The following is a 22,259-nucleotide window of genomic DNA, read 5'->3' as shown; positions in this document are numbered from 1 at the left end:
TGCGTTGGTACGGGCATGGCGACCATGACAACCGAATCCCCTAGTTGTATTAACTGAGGGTTGATCGAACACCATCCGAACTGGACCGTAAATTACTGGTACGGATCATGTTGACTAACGTTCTGAGAAGACCACTCAGTTTGGACTTTGCAATTCGATGGTGTGAGTCTATATTCCGGAGCTATGGAAGCGTACTTACAGAATCAGACTCTCCTCTACGGAGCATTCATCCTATTTGTGCTTGGCATGCTGGCGCTTGACCTGGGGATCTTCCACCGGCGTGATCATGTGGTAAGCGTTCGCGAGTCGTTAATCTGGACCGCTGTCTGGATTGTTCTGGCACTGGCTTTCATGGCCTTTGTCTACTACCGATACGAGACAATTTCACCCGGACGGGGTACCGGAGCGGCCCTGGAGTTTCTCACCGGCTACCTTATCGAGAAGTCTCTCAGCATCGACAACGTATTCGTATTCCTCCTCATTTTCTCGTACTTCAATGTGGCCGCACAATATCAGCATCGAGTCTTGTTCTGGGGGATCATCGGTGCGCTGATTTTCCGCGCCATCTTCATCGCGCTCGGGGCATTGTTGATTGCGAAGTTTCATGCCATCATCTACCTCTTCGGTGGGTTCCTGGTCTTCACCGGCATCAAGATGGCTTGGGCAAAAGACAAGCAGATCCATCCAGAACGAAATCCTATCTTGCGACTGTTTCAGAAAATGGTCGCCGTTACCGCCGACTACAGGGGAAAGCACTTCTTTGTACGCGAGGGGGGTAAATGGCTGGCCACTCCATTATTCGTCGTATTGATCTTGGTTGAGTCAAGCGACATCATATTCGCAGTAGATTCGATTCCGGCCATTTTTGCAGTGACCAAAGACCCGTACATTGTATTCACGGCCAATGTCTTTGCTATTCTGGGCTTACGCTCTCTCTATTTTGCATTGGCCGGTGTGATGAAGCTATTTCACCATCTACACTATGGGCTCTCGATCATTCTGGTCTTTGTTGGAGTCAAGATGGTGCTGTCGGACCTTTACAAGATCCCGATAGGCATTTCTCTGGGGGTGGTGGGCTTGATCATCGCTGGCTCAATCGTTGCGTCTCTCATCTGGCCGCGTAAGGAGACTGCACCAGTTAAAAGTACCTTCGATTCGGGTCACAAGACTTGAATCGAGGCACATTCCGAATAACGATCCCGCTACTGCTGGCGATCGGTTAGGAGCGACCGAAGTTTCGCAACTTCACTCTTGAGAGAATCAACTATCCCTTCAAGCTGATTGATTTCGCGGATTACCGCATTTTGTGACGACTCATCATGCGCTGTGTCCGTCAGGAGTTCTTTCTGGGACTCCATCATGTTGTTGATAATAACGCCAATGACAAGGTTCATGATGACCATCGTACCGATCAGTATGAAAGATACAAAATAGATCCCAGCTACTAGTTGGCTGGCGCCGGCTGCTATCAATCCGCGCATAACGTCAACCCATCCTTCCAGCGTCACCACTTGAAACAGGGTGAGGAAGACTTCTGATAGGGAGCCGAAGTGAATGGGATCCATTACTCCGAACAGTTTGATGCCAGCCAGACCGTAGATGTAGAAATGAATGCACAGAATAAGGCTCACGTAACCAAGTGAGCCCACACTCTTGATCATTCCGCGCACGACCACCTGCAGTCCCGGGACTGCCTTGAGCAGGCGCAATGCCCGTAGGACTCGTATCAAGCGAAACACCGAGGCAGCCTCGCTGTGGACCGGAAGCACCGAAGCGATGACGATGAGCAAGTCGAAGATGTTCCATCCGCTGGCCAGATATCTCCATGACCGCGGCCATAACGCTCCAATTCGGATCACCATCTCCAGCACGAAAAGCCAAAGGATGATTGTTTCGAGGGGCATCAGCCATGAGCCAGCAGCTGCAACGACCTGTGGATAGCTAAGGAGTCCAATGACAATACTTGATACAATGATCAAGCCAAGGGTAAAGCGATCAAAAAAGGTCGAGTTTGCGATCCTACTCAAGTGCTGCATGACGCACCGGTATTCATCGTGATTGACTGATCAGCCATGATGGTTCCCTTGAGAACTGAAGTCGTTCCCAGAGTTGCCGAGGTGCCGACCTGCCAAAAGATGTTGGCGGCCTTTGCGCCGCCGCTCAGTATTACTTTGCGACCGGAGGTAGTGGTAAGTGTAGATGCTATCTGGAATATCCAGACGGCATTGGCGTTTCCCTTGGCATCGAGAGTGAGATCTCCAGAAGAAATCGCCAGCCCGGAGGTGGATTTATAGAGGCCCGGAGGAAGTGTCAATCCGCCAATGTTGCCGGCCACAGAGACAGGGCCCAAAGTTCGCCCGGCGGCGTTGTTATAGGCAGTAGTCAAATCGAGTTTTGCCTGAGCCGCGGAAGGATCGGCAATATGTGTCGTACCGACAATTATTCCGGGAGGAAAGCCGGTCATTGATGAGCCTGGGCTTAAACCCACATCTCCCGTGATGTTGGTGGCGCCGGTGTTAGTAACTGTGGATCCGGCTAGAACCGCATAATTTACACACGATGCCAGAGGTACCGTCGGTTGGACTGTTGCAGCAGCTAAAGTTGTGAAACTCCAAACATAGTTACCAGCCAGCGCATTACCCGCACCATCTTTGGCAGCGATCGTAATCGTCGCAGTAAAGGAGGTGGATGGTGCGAGGTCGCTCGATGGAACAAACGACGCGCGGTAGTTGGCGTCATCATAGGAGACCGTCCCTGCCACTGCAGTTACACCAGGGCCTTTAACAGTAAACGATGTCTGGCTGATGGATGACGCGCTCATCGACTCACTGAAGGTCGCACTTATGACGGCCACACCAGTGCCGCCGTTAATTGGGTTTGTGGACAATACCGTTGGCGGTGTCGTATCGGGAGTTCCACCCGTCGGACCATTGTCGTCTCCACATCCGGCGATGAACGCCGTGAAGAGCAGCGCCATCACCATCGTCGTACTTGAAATCTTCATAAAATGATTCAGAATTTTCATTTTCATACTTTTTCTTTCTTTTATAAATGAGATTTGCATCTCATTTTTCGTATTGTTTCGTTTCTTAACTTCAAGACAGAAAAATCGCACTCGGCTCCCTTCCCACAGTTTCAAGATAGTATCGCAGTTGCTTGTGAAAACACTGCAGTTGCGGAACGGCGGCGTTATCCCCAAAGAATTGATAGCCGCAAACTCCCGCGAGTTATATACATTGAACGTGCCGGATTCTTTTCCGATAACACGCTTCATACAAAAAAGCCCTAAGTAAACCGGCCGCGCTCATGCGAAGCCCCCGCGGGCTGGCCCGTGTTGCCCAACGATACCCACACCGCATCACATAACCCGTCGGCCGGAAATTATCCTCAGCAGCACAGCCACAATGGCAATTACTATCAGAATATGAATGAAACCACTTATCGTATAGCCTGTCACCAAGCCAAGCGCCCATAGAATTAACAGAATTACAGCTATTGTCCACAGCATAGAAACTCTTTGATATGATTGTTTTACGGAGAGTTTAGTTTCCGAATGTCCAGCCGACAGTGGCTTTAAAATCAGGAGCATCAACTAAACCGAGTTTCCCTTCGATAAAGAAATGCCCGGTCTCAGCGGCAACTGAGCCTTTACCTATACCAAACTGCAGATAGAGGGCAACTTCAGAGGCGCTGGCTCCGTTTTTATGAGAGTAAAAGATTGGACCTATGCCGCCGCCGAGATACGGTGTCCAGACACCCCAGTTGTCGCGGAAGCGATAATCGAGTTCAAATGTTGGTGCAATTGTGGTAAAGTCATCACCGACACCTATTTCTATATTTGGAATCATCATCCATCGAGGAGCAATATCTCCGAAATCGATATGACCGCCAAAGTGAAACTGATCGGGATTGACCGTTAACCCGACTCTCGGTCCCATACCGCGAAAGCCAGCGGGGCGTGCCTGTGAGGAGACCGGTAAGGTGCAAAACAAACCTACTGTTAGTACGAGTGTAAGAATCTTTTTCATCATGTATTCCTTTTACGATTTGGCTGGTTCTCTTTTACAGAAGACGGTTGATTAATCCGCACTATCGCTATCTCAACGCGATCTGAGTCGACTGACTCGAATAGAAGGTAACTTCAGTGCCTGCCCCGTAGAAGATGTCTTTTTTACCGGTGGCGGCAGACAGTCCGGTGCCTGCTATGGCGCCGGCCACAGCGCCTATTTCCGTGCTTCCTTTTTTGTCTATTATCTTACCGATTACACCGCCGACTATAGCACCGCCGCCTATCATCGCGACTTCTCTGCTGGTATGGGAGCCGTGCTTTTCCATAATCATATCAGTAGCGATATTAATCCAGCGGCCACTTCTATCTTGAATGGCAGATAAACTAAAATTCAGTTCGGCGGGGGTCTTGAGACGGCCAGACTCGACAACTTTGTTCAGTATCCCTTTTGCCTTGGCGCCATCTGCAAACAGGGTGTGTCCATCCACGACAACGGGCTCGGAAAGTCTGGCGAGAAATTCCTCGCCTGATTGCTGAACATCAGTATCGATTGAATCGATGAGAGTGACGGCGATAGCCGTATTCTCCGGCATGGTAACATGGGTGGTCGTTTTCACCGCCGTTTCGGTTAGCGCCGTGCCAGCTTTCTGATCGGTTGTGCTGTCAGTACCGCACGACGCAATAAAGAGCGTCAGCGAAACGAGTAAAAATAGTCGGTTGTGCTGTCAGTACCGCACGACGCAATAAAGAGCGTCAGCGAAACGAGTAAAAATAGATTGAGTTTTTTTGACATGTAATTTCCTTTTGGCAGCGGTAACCAGCTGCGGTTGCCGCTTTAGACGCGCGCTTTCGCTTCGTTGACTTTCAACGCGCGTCCATTTAACTGTTGGCCATTTAGGCCGGTGATGGCCGCTGTACCTTCGTTTGCCGTCGGCATTTCGACAAAGGCGAACCCTTTTGGCTGACCGCTGTCTTTGTCTTTAATGATGTTGATGGTTGACACTTCGCCAAATGCCTGAAAGGCCTGGCGCAACTGATCTTCTGTCGTCTCAGACGACATGTTGCCGATGTAGATATTCATTCTACCCTCCGTTCTTACTGGTCTTAATGAGTACTGGACTTACGACGAAGCCAGTCACTTTAAGACATCTAGAGGAATAGCGCGTACAAGCGCGATCAATTAGAATTGGGCGATGGGGAAGTGTTGGGTGTTAGACAAGACTTCGACAAGGTCGAATTCAAACTAATATTAACTCCTCAGCATATCTCATATTTATTGCATAACCTACTCCTATTTAATTGGATATTGCTGTTTATCATCGCAATAGCTTGTAAGTCGTTACTCTGACCTTCCCCCGGTTTAGTGGACACAACAAGAAGATGGGGTTATATTCCTATCTGGAGGTGTGTGCATGTCAAATCAGACGCGTCGTACGTATGACCGGCAGTTCAAACTGGAGGCCGTTCGGCTGAGTTATGAACCTGGTCGGAGCGTGTCCGGGGTCGCCCGCGATCTCGGAATCAGCGAGAATGTTCTGCATGTGTAGCGGACGAAGCTGAAAGGGGATGGTGAGGCGGCCTTTCCCGGTACGGGTCATCAATCGGCTGAAGCCGAGGATATGCGACGGTTGCGTCGGCAGTTGGCCGATGACCAAAGGGAATGGTTTATCCATGTGACTGAAGAGCGTGACATTTTTAAAAAAGCGCTGGAAGTCTTCGCTCACTCTCCCACTTTCGTTTCTCCACGACTAACTCCTATGTGAAATTAGTAGGAGCTACTCGTTTAACATCGGCTACGCACTAATGGGGAGCAGTATAATGAGACACTCTTCAAATCTGCTTGACTAATGGGGAGCAGTACACGAACATGGTACTAGTAATTATGAAAACCATTTATTAAATGATTTAGATGTTGAAAATGGCGTTATCCATTTCAATCAAATGCAAGAGGTTGACATTGTATGCATTGGTACACACGGCAAAAGCAACTTGTTTCATGCCAGCGCAACTGAAAAATTAACCAATTATTTATTTAAACCAATTATTTCATTTCATCTAAAAAATTAAAAATATGTTAGAATTTATTCAGCAACCCTGGACGTGGTACGTATCCGGAATCATCATTTCACTGATAATGTTTTTGATGCTATTCTTCGGTCAATCTTTTGGTTTTTCGGCAAATTTAAGAACAATGTGTGCTATTGCAGGTGCAGGAAAGAAAGTTAAATTTTTTGATTTTAATTGGAGATCACAAATTTGGAATTTAGTTTTTTTAATAGGCGCTATTGTAGGAGGCTTTGTTACACACCAATTTCTTTCTACCGATGAACCTGTAAAAATAGCAACATCAACTATTAACGATTTAGCTAAACTAGGTATTGGGGCTCCTACATCGGTTCAACCCCCGGAAATTTTTGGTTGGGATGCCGTACTTTCTTTAAAAGGATTTCTAATTCTTGCTATTGGCGGTTTAATGGTTGGCTTTGGTTCAAGATACGCGGGCGGCTGTACATCGGGGCATGCCATAAGCGGCTTGTCGGATTTACAAGCCCCGTCACTAATTGCCGTAGTTGGTTTTTTTATTGGCGGTTTAGCAATGACATTTATTTTTTTACCCTTAATTTTTTTATCTATATACTAAAATAAATTATATATGAAACTAATAAAATTTTTAGTTACTGGCGTATTGTTTGGAATTGTAATGGCTAAGTCTGAAGCATTCTCGTGGTATCGTATTCAGGAAATGTTTCGTTTTCAAGCGTTCCACATGTATGGCATTATTGGCACAGCGGTTATTTTAGGAGTTATTGGGGTGGCAGTAATAAAAAAATTTAATATGCGTGATATTAGCGGAAACCCGATTAAATTTTTCCCGAAAGATAAATCAACTCCTTGTTATCTTATAGGCGGTACAATATTCGGATTGGGATGGGCCTTATCAGGTGCCTGCCCTGGGCCTATGGTGGTAAATATTGGATATGGTTACTTATCAATGGGTATTGTTTTTTTGTTTGCTCTAATTGGAACGTATCTCTACGGTGTTATAAAAGACAAGCTTCCTCACTAAATTAATCTTAACAAAGAAATTACAATGGAAAATCAAGAAGAAAAAGACAAAACCCTTCTTAAGGTTATTTCTCAATTACTAAATCTTAATAGGCTTATTGATTCTTATCGTAGGTCTTACAATACTACTCTATAATTACACTCCCGATTATATACCTTCAAAAGAGGTTGAAGTTCCTGTGCCTGGTAAAAACGGGAATTTTACTGATGCTGCAAAGCAGGATGCATTAGTTCCTAAAGATACAGTTAACTATTGGCAAGCTTCTAATCTAGCTATGTTAGAAGGAGATAAAAACAAAGATTTAATACTTTATGGTAAGGACATACTTGCATCTCTAATCGCGGAAATTCTATTCATGCCGATTTTGTATCTTTGGGTAACTAAAACTGTCAGACAATAATGTAATTGACGCAGGCCGTTAAAAGAGCTATTTTCAATCCACTATGACCACCACCTGGCAAACAATCATCTGGCAGCAATTCGGGGCGGCAATTGATATGCTAGAGAATGCGATCGTCGCCTGCCCTGAAGATTTGTGGGGCGACCGCAGTGTGTACCATGAGTATTGGTATTGGGTCTATCACACCCTCTTCTTTCTCGATTATTACTCCTCCGGTACCGACAAGGGATTTGCGCCGCCATCACCTATTACACTCTCGGAACTCGACCCGGCAGGCGGCATGCCCGAACGTGTGTACACCAAAGATGAGATGCTGAGCTATCTGAATTACGGACGCAACAAGTCCCGCGCCGCAATTGTGTCTCTTACCGATGACAATGCCAATGAGCGGTGCGATTTCAACCGCCCCGAGCTGACAATCGCCGAACTGTTGCTCTATAATATGCGTCATGTTCAGCACCATACGGCGCAGTTGAACCTCCTGCTCCGTCTACGAATCAACTCCGCTCCCAAATGGGTCGGCAAGACAAAGATAAAACTCAGCGGAGAATAGACGACGCGTATCACCCTCTCACACAGTTACCGAACTTTTCCAACTCGGTGTAATCTCCTCAAGAAAGGTCTCAAAAGTCCGAGGGAGGTGACCAATCACTTTCTCCTGTTCGGCCAATTCCTGGTACGTGGCCGTGAACCCATTCTGCTGAAAATACTCATACATAATGCGGAAGTCATGTACCATCCATTCGGGCAGCATCGTGAGAGCCTGCTTTGACCAAACATCAAGATCATCGCCGCCATAGTTGATCGGCCGTTCAAGATATCTGGAGTAGATTTTCGCAGTGCCGATTCCGGTATGGACATCGGGACCATGAAGTGTATATGTCTTTCCTTCATGAGCTTGGCTGGTGAGGGCGTTAACAGCTGCATCAGCAATATCCCGGACGTCAATTCTGTTCATTCCTTTGTTTCCAATCGGCTGAGGATAGACGCTATATTTGAGAATTGCATCTTTATACCAGAAATCGTTCTGCATGAAATTGTTCGGTCTCAGGATGGTGAAAGGGATAGTGGATTTTAGGATCGCCTGTTCGATTGGTATTTTGCTGCCAAAGTGCGGGATATGCTCCGAGCCCTTCGGAAGCGCCACCGACATATAGACAATCCGCTTTATTCCGGTCTTCTTTGCGGCATCTACTACCGCCAAGCCCTGCTCAGTTTCGGTCTGGCTGACCGGTGTCAAAAAGAAAAGATTGTCGATCCTTGCGAATACATCCGTTAGGCACGATGGTTGCTCAATGTCACCTAGGACTGGCGAGGCTCCGGCGGGCAGTTCAGCCGCCTTGGCGTTTGAGCGTAACATAACCTTCGCATTTATCTTTTTCTGCGAGAGGCCGCTGACAATGTGGCTTCCCACTGTTCCGGTCCCGCCGATAACTAAGATATTCATACTGACTGATTCTCCCTATTTGCTTTGTTGCCCAAATCTTGTATGGTTATACAATCCGCACATGCTTTGGACGCTCAAGGTAAGCCGTGCGGGGGCCGATGGCAACTGCTTCCGGATGTCATAGAGGGCAGAGAAAAGCTCCTCAAAGATGCGATTGAAGTTGCTTTTTAAAAAAAAGCTTATATACTAATCTGGAGATATTTAAGTACAGACTTCATACATCATTAGAAAATGGCACAGTGCGAAGAAGCGCAGAAGTCTTTAACCGCCAAAGTCTGGAAGGAGAATAAGACATCAATTAGCCGCATTAGGGGCGGTGAGCTATTCTCATAGGATAAAGATAATTTCTCTTTCCTCTCTGGGAACCTCACGTTGTCAAAAGATGATAGAAATAGATTAGGAGTACGTAACGATGAAGAAATCGACAATGAAATTCAAGGCGCTTACTTTCTTGAGCGCCCTCGCTATCACCGCCGCCATTGTCTGGACTGGTTGTTCCAGTAATGGCGACTCGCCAATTGCGCCAAATACAGATATCCAAGACCCTCGGGGCGGCATTGAGCTCAGCGCTTCAAACCCACGCGTTCAATCAGTTATGGCCGTTCAGGACAAGCACACCAAACAGCTCATGTCCGATCCAGATGTCATCGGTACTGCGACCACAATTGGTGATGACGGTGAACCGGCAGTCATGGTTTTGGTGACTTCAGAGAGAGCCCGCAGGGGCGCACCATTGGTGCTCGACGGCGTTAAGACCAAAGTCGTTCTGACCGATAGAATCGTCGCGATGAAGGGCGGCGGTGTAAGTCACACAGCCAAGCAGACGCTTCCGATTCAACTCGGTACATCGGGCGGATGGCGCCAGGATCTCGCGAATGGTTACTGTTGCGGCGGAACCCTTGGCTCCTTAATCCAAGTTGGCTCACAGCAGCGAATCCTCAGTAACTACCACGTTTTTGAGGCTGACATTGTCAACGGAGGCAATGGAGTCGTGGCTACTACGGGCGATAATATAATCCAGCCAGGGCTTATCGATGTAGGCTGTAACGCTGCAACGGCACAAAATGTGGCAACATTGGTTAAGTCCAGTTCCTTGCCGGGAAGTAATGTCGATGCATCCAGCGCCACTATTATCACAGGCGCAGTTAACACGAGTGGCGCGATACTTGAAGTTGGCTCATTGACATCTGCGACAATCGCGGCTTCAGTTGGCCAGGCTGTCAAGAAGAGCGGCCGTACAACCGGTCTTACGCGAAGTAGCGTCAGCGGTTTAAACGCCACAGTGAGCGTTGCCTACGATAACGAATGCGCCGGCGGTGCGGCATTCACTAAGACATTCACGGGCCAGATTCTGATTAGCAATTCCGGATCCAGGTTCCTCGCGGGCGGCGATTCCGGCTCCCTTATGGTTCAGGACGTTACCAGTAATCCGCGCGCCGTTGGTCTTCTCTTCGCTGGAAGCTCCAGTATTGCAGTTGCGAATCCGATCGGACAAGTGTTAAGCTTCTTTGGCGCTAGCATGGTTGGAATCTAAGGATTTATTCGTTTCAGTCTAGTTGAAACAGATTTGATACGCCTGCCCTTGATGAATATCGGGGGCAGGCATTTTCTATTATGGAAGATTACCCAGGCGTGAACCAGAGAGGCCACAATGACAAATGATACGAGGCGATTGCAAAGGGTTGGACTTGTAATATTATTAATTTTGATTACAATAATCGCGTATTCATGCAATTCTAAAAATGAGAGCAGCGAAAGCGGGAAACAAGTGCCAATACGAGATATCATCGAAGTCATGGACACCCATGTCGATTCGCTCATGGCAATACCGGGTGTGACTGGTGTCGCAGTCGGTCAACTCGAAGATGGCACACCGTGCATTCAGGTGCTCGTGTTTGAAGAATCCGAGGAAATAACCAGCAAGGTTCCCAAGACTATAGAAGGACATCCGGTGGATATCATTGTTAGCGGTGAAATAGTGCCGTTGGACGGCAACTGACTACCAAGCAATTCCTTTCTCAGGGAAATATTTGTGAAGGTCTTTTCTTGCAACAAGATTGATTCGTTCCGCCCAGACATCAACCGGATTGAGTTCATCTGTCAGAATCTGAATTCCTGTTGTATCCACCTGAAAGCGATTGTCCCAAGCATGGGTTTGGTCATATTCAGGCGAAAAGCGGTCAGTAGGAGCGGGCAGTTCCTGTTTCAAGACGAGCGGCTTATCGGACATCAAAAGCACAAGATTCCCTATCTGGTCTGGGGGCTCGGCTATAGGCAGAACAATGACATTCTTAAATTCCTGATTTGCTGTTGCGGCAAGCGAAGTAATAAGGACATCGCGCCAGCCGATCGCCTCCACATTCATCGCGAGAACACCACCAGGGGCAAGGCGTGATTTGATAAGCGCAAACGCCTCCTTGGTTACCAGATGAAACGGAATGGAACTGCTTCCAAAAGCATCCATTACGATCAGGTTATACTTTTTTTCATGAGTTATCAGATACTGGCGGGCGTCCATCTCATACACTTCGGCATCGTCAGGTTTAAAGCCGAAATGAGCGCGAGCCACTTTGGTCACGACCGGGTCGATCTCCACCGCATCTACATTCCATCCGTCGCGGGCGAAATTTTTGGCGACCGAACCGCCGCCAAGCCCTACTAAGAGCATTTTTTCAGGCTTATCAAAAAAGCCTTTGGCAATTTCCATTACATTCACGTAAGGAAAGTGCGACTGCCACGTGCTTGGATCGACAATGGTGTGTGTGCTTCCATCAATAATCATATACCGCAAATCATTGCGGTCGACCACGCGAATCTCGGCATAGGCGCTCTCTTCAATAGCGACAAGACCTATTTTAGGGTCAGCCGCCTGCGCAGGTGAAAAGAATAACAAGAGAGCAAACGCCGCGATGAGTATCAACGGAACAGTAGCCGCGCGCCATCTTCTTTGGCTGGCAATTCCGATAAGCGCAGTCACCATGAGTATGACCCCAATGAAAAAGACCAGACGGGAGACGCCCATATTGGGTATGAGAAAAAAGCCGGTCGCAATCGCCGCGGCGACACTTGCCAAAGTTGAGATAGCATACAGATTGCCCGCTGTACGTCCGACCTCATCCAAACTGCTGGCCTTGAGACGAATCGCATACGGACTTATCATGCCTAATAGCGCAAGAGGCGGAAAGAAGAGGATTGTGGCTGTGAGAAGGACCGCCGTTCGCAGGCCGAGCGCTTCGGTTATTCCAAGAACAGGGAGTCGCAAAAAGGGAATGACAGCAATCCATAACCCAGCAATGCCTATGATAGTACAAAAACGGCCAAGTGAAGCATCGCGGTCGGCCAAGCGGCCGCCGATGGCATAGCCGAGACTGAGAGCGGCAAGGGTCACGCTGATGAGCGCCGACCAAAGATAGAGACTTGCGCCATAGAACGGCGCGATGACACGAGTGCCGAGCAATTCAATTGCCAGGACTGATGCCCCGCAGACAATTACGGCCGAGTAAATATAAAAACTGCGCATAGACATTCGCTCCTGCTTTGACGGTTTGTTTCGGTCATCGCTTTCCCGCTGTCGCTCGAGTAAGTTGCAATTAGTATAGCGTAAATTATAGCAGTCTTCAAGGTGAATTACGGGGGGGCCCAGAGCAGGCGCTAAAAGCCGCAGCTAAAAAAATAGGAAGCTTTTTTTGTTACTCGACGACGCTTAAAATGCTAATTTGCAGATTGAGCAAAGTATTGATATGAAGCAATTAATAATTCTGATTACATTGTGCATCTTTGTCCCATCTAGTATTTTCGCATGGCATGAAACGAAAATTGATACCGTTGAAGTACGCTATTTAAACGGCCAGCTTCAGGAGCAGTACCAAACTCTCTATTGGGGAGGAAACGAAACTACAAAGAAATATGGCTTTTTCCGATCGTGGCACGCAAACGGCCAATTGGAATGGGATGGGCACTACGCCGAGGAAGCCAAAGTCGGTGCTTGGGTTAGATGGGATAGCTCTGATCACCGCGTCGAAGAATTATCATATTTCAACGGACTACAGGATGGTCCCGAAATAGGATGGAATCTCGATGGCACCTTCAGGAAATTGCTTCACTACCGCGGTGGAACACTACATGGGCTTTGTACCTGGAATAAGTCAGGAAACTTAGTCAATGCATTTAAGAATGCGAACGACGGTTTGACAGTTGATTCGCAATCATTTTATCTATATGGAGATCTCCTTGTTCCCATTGTAGACGGAAGCTTTCACAATTACGAGCACCCATTTGACGCTTCAAGGAGTCCGTATTACAACTCTGATCTTGATTTATGGGCAGAATGGACCATAGAAAGCTCCAGGATCAATGTAGGCCTGAAAATCGACGGCAAGAAGGACGGTTTATGGATTTTATGGAACAAAAGCGGCGATCACGAAAAGTCAGAGCTTTATAGCATGGGCGAAATAATGAATACCGACTAAATGTTCTGATTCGTGTGCGCAGAGAGAGCTACATCCCCGCCCCTACCTCCGCACATACTTCCGTTTCTTGCTTTTGCCTACGGACATCCATACTAAACTAAAGTGCGTCCGGCAGGCTGGCGAAAGCAAAAAATGGCTTGGGACAAAATATCCGATTTGGCTTAAGGCGCGAGGTATTCGATAGGGTTCGCAACAATTGAAAAAAGTTGACATCTGATCTCAATTTGAGTACAATTGGTCTCAATATGAGATCGAAGCGGAAAGTCATGAAACAGAAGAAAACTATAAGCATTGGCGCATCTCTATTTCCGAAAATTAAGCGGCAGCTTTTTACTCTGTTCTTTCTATCCGAGAGTCGGCATTACTTCCGCGAAATTACTCGCTTAGTGAATGCTTCGCCAGGAACAGTTCAAAGAGAGTTAAAATCACTGACGGAGGCTGGAATTCTGTCCTCGGAGAAGGTGGGCAGACAGAAATATTATTGGGCCGATCCTGAGTGCATGATTTATGCTGACCTGAAAGCAATTGTGATCAAGACATTTGGAGTGGTAGAAACAGTTACTGAATCCTTGGAAAAATTTCGAAAGGACATCGTTGTGGCCTTTGTGTACGGTTCAATTGCCAGAAGCTCTGATACATCCAAAAGCGACATAGATATCATGATTGTAGGAAAAGTGGAAATGCGGGCACTTGCTGCGGCGCTTAATAAAGTCGAAGAAACTCTCATGCGTCCCATAAATCAAACTTTGTACTCGCCTGAGGAGTTTTCAGACAAGGCAGGCAGCAAGAATCATTTTATTCGTAGCGTAGTTGCATCCGAGAAACTCTTTATTATTGGCACAAAAAATGACCTTGGACGATTGGCTCAAAAGTAGCTGGCTCAAATCACATTCTTCGAGCGCAGAAGAAGTCGAGGTCTTGCTTCTCAAGGTAAATCGTGATATTGATGAAGCCACAAAAACGACCATTGGCCTTGATTGGAGATTGGCTATTGCCTACAACGCCGTACTTGGCTTGGCGACAATTGCCTTGCGCGTGAGCGGTTATCGCGCACCCGAAGTGGAAGGACATCATTACCGAACAATCGAATCGCTCAGATATACTCTCAAACCGGATAAAAATCTTGTCTCAGCATTGCAAACGATCCGCAAAAAGCGCGCGGTTGTCAACTACGATGCCGCAGACACGGTATCCGAAGCCGAGATGAACGAAGCACTTGCGATAGCAAAAGAATTATACGTTGAGTTGCAGGCATGGCTAAAGTCAAAATTCCCGCACTTGTTGAAGCCCTGACGCTTCGACGTACGTCTTTCCTCCCCTCTATTTCCGCACATACTTCCAATTTCTGCTTTTGCCTTCGGACATCCATTCAAGCGCCTGCTCAATGCGTTTCTCGCGCGTGGCATCGGATTTGGCTTCAACTATCCACTCGATATATTCTTTTTTGTGGCTCGGTGAAAAAGCGCCGAAAGCCTTCTGCGCCTCTTTGTTCCTGCGGAGCGCCTTTATAAAATAATCTGGTATCTCAAGCGGGGTCGTTGCTGTTACCCTCGGCGTTTTGGGGACTTTCACGCCGTCATCATTGAGTTTCATCGCATCCTTGATGAGTTGCGTCATCGTTTTTTTATTGGGCAAATCGGCGATTTTTGTGATGCGTCCAAGATGTCCCATTGACGTATCATCCGCCTTAACAACCATCCCTTCTTTCTCACCGAGCAGACTTCCTTTCCAGAAACCGAACGACGCATGCGCTTTGAATGATGCCATGCTGCAGAGCACGCCTTTGTATTCAAAGTGCGGAAAACTCCACTTCATGGTTTCTTCGACGGCGGGGCAGGCATGGTGGACGGTCTCACGAAGGTGGACTAAAATCGGTTTGGCGAAATCGGCCGACTTGGCGATGTAGGCATCGACCCGCGCATCTTTTTTACCCATGATAACCGCGCTCCTTGTGATATGGGTTAATTTCTGCTGAGTAATTGTAATAAACGAGGCGTTGATTTGTCAAGGAAGGAAGGGCGGAATGGGGCAATTTGTGACACGAGCCGTCTCGTTTTTTTCTTTTGGCAATAATGGACTTGCATGTACATTGCCGAGGAAGAAATGGGTACTATTTTGAAAGTTAGGATGAATTGACATGGCATTGACAACCGGCACAAAACTTGGGCCATACGAAGTCCTCAGCCCACTCGGCGCCGGCGGGATGGGCGAAGTCTACAAAGCCCGCGACAGCCGGCTTGATCGGATTGTCGCGATCAAAGTCCTGCTTGGACAGACTGCCGACAACGGCGAACTGCGCCAGCGGTTCGAGCGCGAAGCTCGCGCAGTATCGAGCCTCAACCATCCCAATATATGTACTCTCTACGATGTCGGCGCTGAGAATGGAATCGACTATCTTGTGATGGAATATCTTGAAGGTACAACGCTTTCTGCTCGGCTAACGCGAGGGCCGCTGGCGACCGATGAACTTCTCCGCATAGCAGTCCAGATTGCTGACGCCCTCGACAAGGCACATCGACAAGGACTCATACACCGGGATTTGAAACCTGCAAATGTCATGCTCACTAAATCTGGAGCTAAGCTGTTGGATTTCGGGCTGGCCAAGCTCACTCAGACAAGCGGGGCGGTGCAGGGCCAAGCCGACATGACAAGAACATCCGGCATGACCGGCAAAGGGACAATTCTTGGAACCCTGCAATATATGTCACCGGAACAACTTGAGGGAAATGAGGCCGATGCCCGCTCCGATATATTTGCTTTTGGCGCGATGCTCTATGAGATGACTACCGGAAAGAGAGCTTTTGAAGGAAAGAGCCAGGCGAGTCTGATAGCGGCAATTTTGGAACGTGAGCCGACTCCGATCTCAGACATCCAGCCTATGTCCCCGCCTGCAGTCGAACGGATTGTAAAGACATGTCTTTCAAAAGATCCTGATGAGAGATTCCAATCGGCGCATGACTTGAAACTGCAGTTGAAATGGCTCTCTGACGGAAACTTTGACCTCAAGACTCCATCAGAGAAAGACAGATCGTTCACATCAAACAAACCCCCGATGATGATCCTTGCCGCCGTATTGGTCTTCGGTCTCGCGTACACCGTCTCACAATTAGTAATGAAAACAGAAGACTCCGCGACTGCAAAGGAAATCAGGTTTGTGATTCCTGAAGAGCCGAATGCAAAATACATACGCTCCTCAACTCCTGACTTTGCACTGTCGCCCGATGGCAGTAAAATAGCGATGTCTATGCAAGACTCGCTCGGCGTGTCCTATATTGCTCTGAGGCAGCTTTCGTCCAATAGAATGATCCGCATTCAGGGGACCGAAGGCGGGGAGGGTCCGTTCTGGTCGCCAGATGGCAGTTTCATCGGATTTGAACGCTCTAATCCAGCCAGAATAAGCAAAGTATCGCTTGCAGGAGGCTCTCCGCAGGATATCTATGAAAGCCTGGATGGCGGTTTTGGAGGCGTAGTTTGGCTTGAAGATGGCACTATTATCTTTGAAAGCGGACGGCGTCCCATCATGCGTATTTCTGCGGATGGCGGCACACCTGAACCAATTCTCGATATTGAGACTGTCCATGAGAAGAACGGACACTCGTGGCCAATTCTACTTCCTGACAAAAAGCACTATATCTATCGTGTTCCTCCAGACGCCGAAGGGAATAGATCAATTTATTTGGCAAAGTTTGGATCAAAAGAGGGAAAGAAACTGCTGGCGAATGAGTACAATGCCGGCTTTCTGCCACCCGACTATCTGCTCTTCATGCGGGGATCCAGTTTGATGGCGCAAAGAATTGAACTTGATCCCCCTTCGTTAATAGGCAACGCCGTTCTGGTGGCGGACAATATTTCAATTAATCCCATTCCAGGAACCGCCGCGATAGCGGCAGGTGAAAATGGAACTTTGCTTTATCGGCAGGGAGGGTCACAGCCCATCACCCAGCTCGTTTGGTTTGACAGAAAAGGAAACAGGCTGGGCAATGCGGATGCACCAAATACTGACGTGGGGGTGAGTCTTTCTCATGACAACCAGCGCGCCGCGGTGTGTCGTCTAAACAGCCGGTATTCGCACGAAGCAGGAGAACAGCCCGTCAGTCTTTGGACCATTGACCTAAAAAAGAATATCAGCACTCGAATTACAGCTGATATCAAAAACAGTGATGAGAGCCCGATTTGGTCTACCGATGACAAGAGACTCCTGTATGCCTCCCACAAGGACGGAAGCCCTGCCCGGATTGCGGAACATCTTGCAAGCGGCTCAGGAAATGAAATCACTCTTCTCACCCACGAAGACCTTAGTTTGCTGTTGCCTAACGGCAATCCACACCCGTCAGACTGGTCTGCGGATGGACAGTCCATCCTTTTCCAAATCACCGATTCGACCGGATCGTTAGACCTGGCTATAATGAAATATGATGATATCGCCTCCATCAAAGTTATTGCCGGTGGGCGCAGCTTTCAATCTCAAGGTCAATTCTCGCCGGACGGCGAATGGATTGTTTATTCGTCAAATCAATCTGAGAGGCCTGAGATCTATATTCGGCCCCTGACCGGTACGAGCGAACTTTCGCAAATTTCTTCAAACGGAGGGCTAAACCCTCGGTGGAGACGGGACGGAAAAGCGATTAACTATCTTGATCTGAATGCGAACCTCATGGAGGTCACAATCAATCCTCTCTCTCCGTCTGAATTCAGTTCGCCAGTTATGCTTTTTAACACAGGGATTGCAATTAAGACATATGACTTCTACGGGGGTGGCGCGGAATATGACGTTACGACCGACGGGTCGCGCTTTTTGGTCAACACAGTTATCCGCCCGGCAGTGCTTGCGCCGTTGAATGTGGTATTGAACTGGAAACCGCCGGATGGAAAAGAGCGCTGAGGAGTTCCCTCATATATTTATGAAACCTACTCGGTAATTTCTGACAAAACCTCTTTTTCACATGGTAATAACTGAAGTGGAAGAGAATAGTGGATTCGAGCATTCACTGGATTGACAGACTATTGACCCCTATTCTCCTCACCAACTATTTTCAACCACGTTTCTTGCACCGGGAATCTCCTTCCATTTTTAACTTGTCATGCCAACGCCTATGTATAACACTCTAACAACAGTTCAACTCTCTGCGAGTAACGAATACACAGAACCTCTGGTTGGATAAGTGGTGTATGTCGCTTTTCTCCAAATTCCCCTCGTTTTATCAACTTTACAATGACGCTATCGAGACCTTCGCGCGTTTTCCGTTCACCATGCTGAGCGCTTGTGTTTCGGTAATTCTTGGAATTGTTCTTGTCGAAATGAGGCAGGACAACACATCACGGCACACATTTGAGAATATGTGTTTTGCGAGCGTTCTTGGTCTCTCGCTCTTTACAGCGTTGGCCTTATTCGCCGAGAAACAAAATTGGCGCCGAAAATTTTCGATTATCCTCCAGAGTTTCGGAGCGGTTTTGCTCTTCTTGTATTACCTGTCGCTTCCGGAAAAAAGTTATGAGCCAAATCTCTATCTGGTTCGCTTTGCCTTACTGGCTGTCGTTTTTCATTTGTTGGTAGCCTTCCTGCCGTTTCTTCGAGGTTATCAGGTCAATGGTTTCTGGCAATACAACAAATCCCTCTTTCTTCGCTTTTTGACTGCCGCGCTCTATTCAGCGGTTCTATACCTCGGACTGATACTCACTTTGTCTTCCGCTGAACACCTGTTCGGCATTGACATAGATGAGGAAAGCTACTTCGAATTATGGATTGTTCTCGCTGGTATAGTTAATACCTGGATATTTCTTGCTGGTGTCCCTCGCAATCTTACAGAACTAAATGACAATTATGAGTATCCAAAGGGTCTCAGCGTCTTCGCCCAATATATCCTACTGCCACTGGTCGGGCTTTATCTTGTTATCCTCTACATTTATGAACTCAAGATTATTGCTCAGTGGAACTGGCCGAAAGGCTGGGTTTCCCATCTTGTTCTCGGGTTTTCAGTCGTGGGGATTCTTTCTCTACTGCTCTTGTGGCCGTTGAAAGATAAGGCTGAGAATACATGGATCCGTACCTTCATCAAACGCTTCTTCCTTGCGCTCATCCCTCTCATCGCTATGCTTTTTTTGGCAGTGCTCGAGCGAATTTCCGATTATGGCATTACGATCAACCGATATTTGGTGATCGCCATGGCGGTCGGGCTCGCAGTTGTGGTTTTCTATTTTGTTTTCAGCCGCCGGAAAGACATACGAACCATCCCGATAGTTATTGCGTCAATCGCACTCATATCAGCGTTCGGGCCGTGGAGCGCCTTTTCGGTTTCCGAGAACAGTCAGCTGGCGAGGTTGGATGCATATTTAACAAAGTACAATCTCCCGCCCGACAGCATCCGGGCTTCTGCCCAACCGCAGCTATCAATTGAAGATAGAAGAGAGATGAGCTCTATCACAGAATATCTACTTGACTGGCATGGAGCAGAAGCATTTTCAAAGTGGGTGAATTACAGTGTGTTGATCTCAGTAGACACTGCTTATGGCCGGTCGTCGGTCAAGTCAATGACAGAGAAACTTGGGTTCGAATATTCATCGCCTGATAATACGGACACTCAGCGGCGTCTTTCTCTTTATGCGAATAAGGGGACAGCCGTTAATATCAAAGATTTTGAGTATCTCATTGAGATGCCACGCTATCTTGCCGACCCATTGGAGAATGTTAGCTATGGATCAAAATTAAAAAATGGAGATTCATGTTCCATAAAGTTTAATCTGCAAAGTGGACATTTGTCTATCAATATTATCACTGATGGTGTTCTGGTAGATTCAGCATACCTTCATCTAACGAATCAGATTGAAAGTCTGCCAGACCTTGTCAACCTTGTTCATGTTCCAGATGAAGAGTTGACATTTTCCGTTGCAGGATCGGGCTTTGATGCACAAATCATAATCCTTGAACTGTCCGGACGATTTGAGGCTGACTCTCTGAAAATAGATTCATTTAAAGGGTACGTTCTCCTGCGGAGACGGTGAGCAGGGTCCCAAAGCAAAGCCACTGATGATTTCAATTCTGTATTTGAATCTATAATCTGATTACAGCTTCTCCAGCATCCTGCTGGCGCCGGTCATTTTCATCCAGCGTTTTTCCGAGAAGAGTATAGCCCCCACGGTAATCCCCACTCCCAAATACAGAAGCGCGAAAGCAACAATCACGATCGCTTTTGTTTCCGGCGTCCAGGGCATATACAAACACAATCCAAGCGGCAAGAGCAGAAGCCCAGCTACCGCGAGCGTTGTGCAAAAGATCAGCGCACACACCGCAAGCGCAGTGTTGCGAACAATTTTTATCCCTTCGATATAGTAAATGACGGCGTTGGTTTTGGCCAGATCAATCCACGGTTGCACAAACGAGCGCACTATTCCGGAAATTAGTTCATTCAACATACTTTGCCTTGCGCGTTAAAGTGTTGATGCGTGTTTTCATTTTACAATTATTTTTTCGAGCGTCCGAGCATTATGCCCAGCAGCAGACTGACTACTGCCGCGCCGCCAATAAACGGCCAGGGATTATTTCGCACCTTGGCGTCGACATCGGCCACAATTTCTTTCGCTTTGTCTTTGCCGGCATGGAGTGTCGCGGCGAGTTGTTCCTCGGCGCTGGCGCTGAAGGTGTCGGCGAGTGATTTCAGTTCGGAATATTTTGAGCCGATGGTCTGCTGGAGCTCGGCTTTCTTGTCGCGCGCGACCTCATTGAGCAATGCAAGCGCATCGTTAATTCGTTTGTCGTCAAATCTATCTGTCATAGTGTTCTCCTTGTAGTATCATTTCCGCTGTAATGTCTTTCCAGCGAAAGCTGGAATTCATCTTTTCTTTCTCCTTGTCGGAACAACATCCAACAATTGGCCCACTTACAATATACGCGCTCACAGACAAAATAGGACGAAAGATTTTTGCGTCTCTCGTCCCAAGCAATTGTGCGAACGTGGCTCACAGCGTGTCTATTCGCGCGATTTTCCCTTTCTGCCTATAAACACAAGGCCCACCCCGACAGCCATGGCGATACCTCCGAGGATAGGAGGCATGTCGATGCGCTCTCTTTCATTAATCTGAAATTCGATTCCGCCAAAATCGATGGCGTCTTTGTTCGTCGTGTAGGTGATGCCTCCGTAAATGAGTCCGATGGCGCCGACGATTATCAAAATGATTCCGATGATTATGAGTGATTTCATGGAACTCGCTCCCGTGTTAAACGTATTCAACAGATAATGTAGGCTGTCAGACTTCGAAAACAAAGCCAAAACACTTTTGTCTAGAAGGGATTGCCAAGTGGGAAATTGCAGAAGAGAGAGAGGAATTGATATTGGGACACGACTTAACTATCCTATACTTTAGGAGCAAACCTTTATGCCACAGATAATTTCTTCACGAATCCTCGCTCTGTTTTGTGTTCTTACTATCTCGGTTCCTCTCCGCGCTTCTCCATCCAAAGAAGTGTTTGTGCAGGAAGCCTGTTTTTCACCCGACAGCAAATATCTCAGCCTGTCGGCCAGAGTCGACGGCCAGTGGGATATTTTTATCACTGATATTGAAGGAAAGTTAATCAGAAATATTACCAACGATACGATGCAGGATGTCTACACGACATGGGCATCGGGAGGCAGTGGATTGATTTTTGTGTCGAAAAGAGACGGTATGACTCAACTGTTCATTCACAACATAAATGATGGCAGTACTATTCAGTGGGCTAAGTTCCATAATGGCGCGACGGCGCCATCATGTTCGCCCGACTTTAGTCAGATTGTATTTGCCTCGAAAGTCAACGGAGCGTATGATCTTTTCGTAATGAATAATCGTGCGCTTGATCTCGCAACAATGGTCGGCGACACACCTTCAAAAGCAAT

General features: G+C 47.5%; 26 protein-coding genes. 13 read left to right on the top strand and 13 right to left on the bottom strand.

Translation table 11 applies throughout. From position 1 onward, the window contains the following. The first annotated feature begins 183 nt into the window (after nt 1–183). Nucleotides 184–1,173: a TerC family protein gene (locus SGI97_09800; GenBank protein MDZ4724181.1), complete on the top strand. Its 990-nt coding sequence runs from the start codon at nt 184–186 to the stop codon at nt 1,171–1,173. A gap of 29 nt (nt 1,174–1,202) precedes the next feature. On the opposite strand, the gene SGI97_09795 is transcribed toward SGI97_09800, so the two are convergent. The 7 genes from SGI97_09795 to SGI97_09765 form a co-directional block, all read right to left on the bottom strand. Then, complete coding sequence (locus SGI97_09795) at nt 1,203–2,027, bottom strand: ion transporter (protein ID MDZ4724180.1); 825 nt, start codon at nt 2,025–2,027, stop codon at nt 1,203–1,205. Then, a complete protein-coding gene (locus SGI97_09790) occupies nt 2,024–3,274 on the bottom strand; it encodes an ice-binding family protein (GenBank protein ID MDZ4724179.1) in 1,251 nt (416 codons plus the stop codon). The genes SGI97_09795 and SGI97_09790 overlap by 4 nt, the downstream gene beginning before the upstream one ends. Nucleotides 3,275–3,358: 84 nt before the next feature. Further along, nucleotides 3,359–3,508 carry a lmo0937 family membrane protein gene (locus SGI97_09785; GenBank protein ID MDZ4724178.1) on the bottom strand — a complete coding sequence of 50 codons (150 nt, stop codon included), beginning with the start codon at nt 3,506–3,508 and terminating at the stop codon, nt 3,359–3,361. 34 nt (nt 3,509–3,542) lie between these two features. Continuing rightward, nucleotides 3,543–4,028 carry a hypothetical protein gene (locus SGI97_09780; protein MDZ4724177.1) on the bottom strand — a complete coding sequence of 162 codons (486 nt, stop codon included), beginning with the start codon at nt 4,026–4,028 and terminating at the stop codon, nt 3,543–3,545. Between the two features lie 67 nt (nt 4,029–4,095). After that, the gene (locus SGI97_09775; GenBank protein ID MDZ4724176.1) at nt 4,096–4,626 is read right to left on the bottom strand and encodes a hypothetical protein; all 531 of its coding nucleotides are present in this window, start codon (nt 4,624–4,626) and stop codon (nt 4,096–4,098) included. A gap of 218 nt (nt 4,627–4,844) precedes the next feature. Then, nucleotides 4,845–5,090: an RNA-binding protein gene (locus tag SGI97_09770; GenBank protein MDZ4724175.1), complete on the bottom strand. Its 246-nt coding sequence runs from the start codon at nt 5,088–5,090 to the stop codon at nt 4,845–4,847. 334 nt (nt 5,091–5,424) lie between these two features. Continuing rightward, nucleotides 5,425–5,733, bottom strand: coding sequence for a hypothetical protein (locus SGI97_09765; GenBank protein MDZ4724174.1), 309 nt, complete (start codon nt 5,731–5,733; stop codon nt 5,425–5,427). Between the two features lie 347 nt (nt 5,734–6,080). On the opposite strand from SGI97_09765, the gene SGI97_09760 reads away from it, so the two are divergent. The 4 genes from SGI97_09760 to SGI97_09745 all read left to right on the top strand — a co-directional run bounded on the left by SGI97_09760 (nt 6,081) and on the right by SGI97_09745 (nt 8,029). Beyond that, nucleotides 6,081–6,650 carry a YeeE/YedE thiosulfate transporter family protein gene (locus SGI97_09760; protein MDZ4724173.1) on the top strand — a complete coding sequence of 190 codons (570 nt, stop codon included), beginning with the start codon at nt 6,081–6,083 and terminating at the stop codon, nt 6,648–6,650. Between the two features lie 12 nt (nt 6,651–6,662). Beyond that, nucleotides 6,663–7,076 (top strand): DUF6691 family protein, encoded by a 414-nt coding sequence (locus SGI97_09755; protein MDZ4724172.1) that lies wholly within the window; start codon nt 6,663–6,665, stop codon nt 7,074–7,076. 97 nt (nt 7,077–7,173) lie between these two features. Then, nucleotides 7,174–7,476, top strand: coding sequence for a hypothetical protein (locus SGI97_09750; protein ID MDZ4724171.1), 303 nt, complete (start codon nt 7,174–7,176; stop codon nt 7,474–7,476). 43 nt (nt 7,477–7,519) lie between these two features. Beyond that, on the top strand, nt 7,520–8,029 hold the full coding sequence (locus SGI97_09745; protein MDZ4724170.1) for a DinB family protein: 510 nt from the start codon (nt 7,520–7,522) through the stop codon (nt 8,027–8,029). An 18-nt stretch (nt 8,030–8,047) separates the two neighbouring features. Here the strand turns inward: SGI97_09745 and SGI97_09740 are convergent, their stop codons facing one another. Next, nucleotides 8,048–8,923 carry an NmrA family NAD(P)-binding protein gene (locus tag SGI97_09740; protein ID MDZ4724169.1) on the bottom strand — a complete coding sequence of 292 codons (876 nt, stop codon included), beginning with the start codon at nt 8,921–8,923 and terminating at the stop codon, nt 8,048–8,050. Between the two features lie 412 nt (nt 8,924–9,335). Between SGI97_09740 and SGI97_09735 the strand changes: the two genes are divergently transcribed. Then, nucleotides 9,336–10,457: a hypothetical protein gene (locus SGI97_09735; GenBank protein MDZ4724168.1), complete on the top strand. Its 1,122-nt coding sequence runs from the start codon at nt 9,336–9,338 to the stop codon at nt 10,455–10,457. A gap of 117 nt (nt 10,458–10,574) precedes the next feature. Next, the gene (locus SGI97_09730) at nt 10,575–10,922 is read left to right on the top strand and encodes a hypothetical protein (GenBank protein MDZ4724167.1); all 348 of its coding nucleotides are present in this window, start codon (nt 10,575–10,577) and stop codon (nt 10,920–10,922) included. Here SGI97_09730 and SGI97_09725 read toward each other — a convergent pair whose 3' ends face one another. Beyond that, a complete protein-coding gene (locus SGI97_09725) occupies nt 10,923–12,443 on the bottom strand; it encodes a fused MFS/spermidine synthase (protein ID MDZ4724166.1) in 1,521 nt (506 codons plus the stop codon). A gap of 220 nt (nt 12,444–12,663) precedes the next feature. Here SGI97_09725 and SGI97_09720 point away from each other — a divergent pair, with 220 nt between their 5' ends. From SGI97_09720 to SGI97_09710, 3 genes are all read left to right on the top strand, one after another. Continuing rightward, nucleotides 12,664–13,392, top strand: a complete 729-nt coding sequence (locus SGI97_09720) for a hypothetical protein (protein ID MDZ4724165.1) — start codon at nt 12,664–12,666, stop codon at nt 13,390–13,392. Between the two features lie 266 nt (nt 13,393–13,658). Next, complete coding sequence (locus SGI97_09715; GenBank protein ID MDZ4724164.1) at nt 13,659–14,267, top strand: nucleotidyltransferase domain-containing protein; 609 nt, start codon at nt 13,659–13,661, stop codon at nt 14,265–14,267. Next, nucleotides 14,239–14,685 (top strand): hypothetical protein, encoded by a 447-nt coding sequence (locus SGI97_09710; GenBank protein ID MDZ4724163.1) that lies wholly within the window; start codon nt 14,239–14,241, stop codon nt 14,683–14,685. The genes SGI97_09715 and SGI97_09710 overlap by 29 nt, the downstream gene beginning before the upstream one ends. 27 nt (nt 14,686–14,712) lie before the next feature. On the opposite strand, the gene SGI97_09705 is transcribed toward SGI97_09710, so the two are convergent. Then, nucleotides 14,713–15,327: a YdeI/OmpD-associated family protein gene (locus tag SGI97_09705; protein MDZ4724162.1), complete on the bottom strand. Its 615-nt coding sequence runs from the start codon at nt 15,325–15,327 to the stop codon at nt 14,713–14,715. Between the two features lie 202 nt (nt 15,328–15,529). Between SGI97_09705 and SGI97_09700 the strand changes: the two genes are divergently transcribed. Both SGI97_09700 and SGI97_09695 read left to right on the top strand, forming a co-directional pair. After that, entirely contained in the window at nt 15,530–18,274 is a 2,745-nt protein-coding gene (locus SGI97_09700; protein MDZ4724161.1) for a protein kinase, read from the top strand. A 287-nt stretch (nt 18,275–18,561) separates the two neighbouring features. Continuing rightward, nucleotides 18,562–20,391, top strand: coding sequence for a DUF4153 domain-containing protein (locus SGI97_09695; protein MDZ4724160.1), 1,830 nt, complete (start codon nt 18,562–18,564; stop codon nt 20,389–20,391). A 60-nt stretch (nt 20,392–20,451) separates the two neighbouring features. On the opposite strand, the gene SGI97_09690 is transcribed toward SGI97_09695, so the two are convergent. The 3 genes from SGI97_09690 to SGI97_09680 all read right to left on the bottom strand — a co-directional run bounded on the left by SGI97_09690 (nt 20,452) and on the right by SGI97_09680 (nt 21,587). Continuing rightward, nucleotides 20,452–20,802: a hypothetical protein gene (locus SGI97_09690; GenBank protein MDZ4724159.1), complete on the bottom strand. Its 351-nt coding sequence runs from the start codon at nt 20,800–20,802 to the stop codon at nt 20,452–20,454. 47 nt (nt 20,803–20,849) lie between these two features. Beyond that, a complete protein-coding gene (locus tag SGI97_09685; GenBank protein ID MDZ4724158.1) occupies nt 20,850–21,161 on the bottom strand; it encodes a hypothetical protein in 312 nt (103 codons plus the stop codon). 195 nt (nt 21,162–21,356) lie between these two features. Further along, nucleotides 21,357–21,587: a DUF3185 domain-containing protein gene (locus SGI97_09680; protein MDZ4724157.1), complete on the bottom strand. Its 231-nt coding sequence runs from the start codon at nt 21,585–21,587 to the stop codon at nt 21,357–21,359. Nucleotides 21,588–21,762: 175 nt separating this feature from the next. Between SGI97_09680 and SGI97_09675 the strand changes: the two genes are divergently transcribed. Beyond that, nucleotides 21,763–22,259, top strand: a 497-nt coding sequence (locus tag SGI97_09675) for a hypothetical protein (GenBank protein MDZ4724156.1), incomplete at its 3' end; no start/stop codon positions are given.

It is taken from the genome of Candidatus Zixiibacteriota bacterium (assembly GCA_034439475.1).
Classification (GTDB): Bacteria; Zixibacteria; MSB-5A5; order GN15; family FEB-12; genus JAWXAN01.
The sequence above is the reverse complement of the archived record's forward strand: the minus strand, read 5'-3'. Positions and strand labels throughout refer to the sequence as shown.

Excerpts from the sequence above, each read along its gene's own strand:
- SGI97_09800 (MDZ4724181.1), top strand. The coding sequence starts at position 184 with ATGGAAGCGTACTTACAGAATCAGACTCTCCTCTACGGAGCATTCATC.
- SGI97_09790 (MDZ4724179.1), bottom strand. The coding sequence starts at position 3,274 with ATGAAGCGTGTTATCGGAAAAGAATCCGGCACGTTCAATGTATATAAC.
- SGI97_09785 (MDZ4724178.1), bottom strand. The coding sequence starts at position 3,508 with ATGCTGTGGACAATAGCTGTAATTCTGTTAATTCTATGGGCGCTTGGC.
- SGI97_09780 (MDZ4724177.1), bottom strand. The coding sequence starts at position 4,028 with ATGAAAAAGATTCTTACACTCGTACTAACAGTAGGTTTGTTTTGCACC.
- SGI97_09770 (MDZ4724175.1), bottom strand. The coding sequence starts at position 5,090 with ATGAATATCTACATCGGCAACATGTCGTCTGAGACGACAGAAGATCAG.
- SGI97_09760 (MDZ4724173.1), top strand. The coding sequence starts at position 6,081 with ATGTTAGAATTTATTCAGCAACCCTGGACGTGGTACGTATCCGGAATC.
- SGI97_09755 (MDZ4724172.1), top strand. The coding sequence starts at position 6,663 with ATGAAACTAATAAAATTTTTAGTTACTGGCGTATTGTTTGGAATTGTA.
- SGI97_09745 (MDZ4724170.1), top strand. The coding sequence starts at position 7,520 with ATGACCACCACCTGGCAAACAATCATCTGGCAGCAATTCGGGGCGGCA.
- SGI97_09740 (MDZ4724169.1), bottom strand. The coding sequence starts at position 8,923 with ATGAATATCTTAGTTATCGGCGGGACCGGAACAGTGGGAAGCCACATT.
- SGI97_09735 (MDZ4724168.1), top strand. The coding sequence starts at position 9,336 with ATGAAGAAATCGACAATGAAATTCAAGGCGCTTACTTTCTTGAGCGCC.
- SGI97_09730 (MDZ4724167.1), top strand. The coding sequence starts at position 10,575 with ATGACAAATGATACGAGGCGATTGCAAAGGGTTGGACTTGTAATATTA.
- SGI97_09725 (MDZ4724166.1), bottom strand. The coding sequence starts at position 12,443 with ATGCGCAGTTTTTATATTTACTCGGCCGTAATTGTCTGCGGGGCATCA.
- SGI97_09720 (MDZ4724165.1), top strand. The coding sequence starts at position 12,664 with ATGAAGCAATTAATAATTCTGATTACATTGTGCATCTTTGTCCCATCT.
- SGI97_09715 (MDZ4724164.1), top strand. The coding sequence starts at position 13,659 with ATGAAACAGAAGAAAACTATAAGCATTGGCGCATCTCTATTTCCGAAA.
- SGI97_09710 (MDZ4724163.1), top strand. The coding sequence starts at position 14,239 with ATGACCTTGGACGATTGGCTCAAAAGTAGCTGGCTCAAATCACATTCT.
- SGI97_09705 (MDZ4724162.1), bottom strand. The coding sequence starts at position 15,327 with ATGGGTAAAAAAGATGCGCGGGTCGATGCCTACATCGCCAAGTCGGCC.
- SGI97_09700 (MDZ4724161.1), top strand. The coding sequence starts at position 15,530 with ATGGCATTGACAACCGGCACAAAACTTGGGCCATACGAAGTCCTCAGC.
- SGI97_09695 (MDZ4724160.1), top strand. The coding sequence starts at position 18,562 with ATGTCGCTTTTCTCCAAATTCCCCTCGTTTTATCAACTTTACAATGAC.
- SGI97_09690 (MDZ4724159.1), bottom strand. The coding sequence starts at position 20,802 with ATGTTGAATGAACTAATTTCCGGAATAGTGCGCTCGTTTGTGCAACCG.
- SGI97_09685 (MDZ4724158.1), bottom strand. The coding sequence starts at position 21,161 with ATGACAGATAGATTTGACGACAAACGAATTAACGATGCGCTTGCATTG.
- SGI97_09680 (MDZ4724157.1), bottom strand. The coding sequence starts at position 21,587 with ATGAAATCACTCATAATCATCGGAATCATTTTGATAATCGTCGGCGCC.